Origin of the sequence: Streptomyces sp. SID1328, from assembly GCF_009865595.1 — a bacterium.
In the GTDB taxonomy this organism is placed as follows: Bacteria; Actinomycetota; Actinomycetes; order Streptomycetales; family Streptomycetaceae; genus Streptomyces; species Streptomyces griseoluteus.
The window spans coordinates 1-575 of the sequence record NZ_WWKH01000457.1 but is presented as its reverse complement, the minus strand read 5'-3'; the positions used below and the strand labels follow the sequence as shown (position 1 = coordinate 575).

Genomic DNA, 575 nt, shown 5'->3' with positions numbered 1-575 from the left:
GACTTGGTGGAGAAGTGGCCGCGGAAGCCGAGCATGTGAGCCCAGTCCCGTAACTTCCGGTCCGGGTAGAGCGGGTGGAGGTCGAGGCACGCGGCGATGAGCCGGGCCGGGTGGTCGGGCACGTCGAGCAGGTTCAGCGCTTCCTTGTTGCCGATCCGGCGATCCACGGTTCCCGTTGTTTCGGCGGCTTTGGTGGCGTACTTGGCGACGTAGGAGGCCACGGCCTGTTCGGTGATCTCGGCACCCTCCCCGAACGCACGGATCGGGCGCACGTCGATCTGTTCCCCCCACCGGAGTGTGCGGGCCGGCTGGTCCCCGGCCGGGTCCACGTCCACGGCGACGCGGGCGGCGGCGGCGCGTATCGCGGCGTCGAGGAGGTCACCGGTCGCCCAGTGCGGGGGCGGGGTGTCGGGGCCGTCCGGTCCGTCGAAGCGGATCACGGCGTGGAAGTGCACGGCGCCGCGCTTCTGGTACTCCGCGACCTTGCCGAAGGAGATCCGGGACTGTTCGCGGGCGGCTTTCTGGGTGAGGCCGGCCATGCGGGCGATCTCGCGGCGCAGGTAGATCGTGAAGTA

At 70.3% G+C, this 575-nt stretch carries 1 protein-coding gene; it reads right to left on the bottom strand.

Features of this window, described 5'->3' with window-relative positions:
* Positions 1-575 (bottom strand): replication initiator (locus GT030_RS13760; protein WP_346009635.1); only part of this gene is annotated, 575 nt, incomplete at both ends.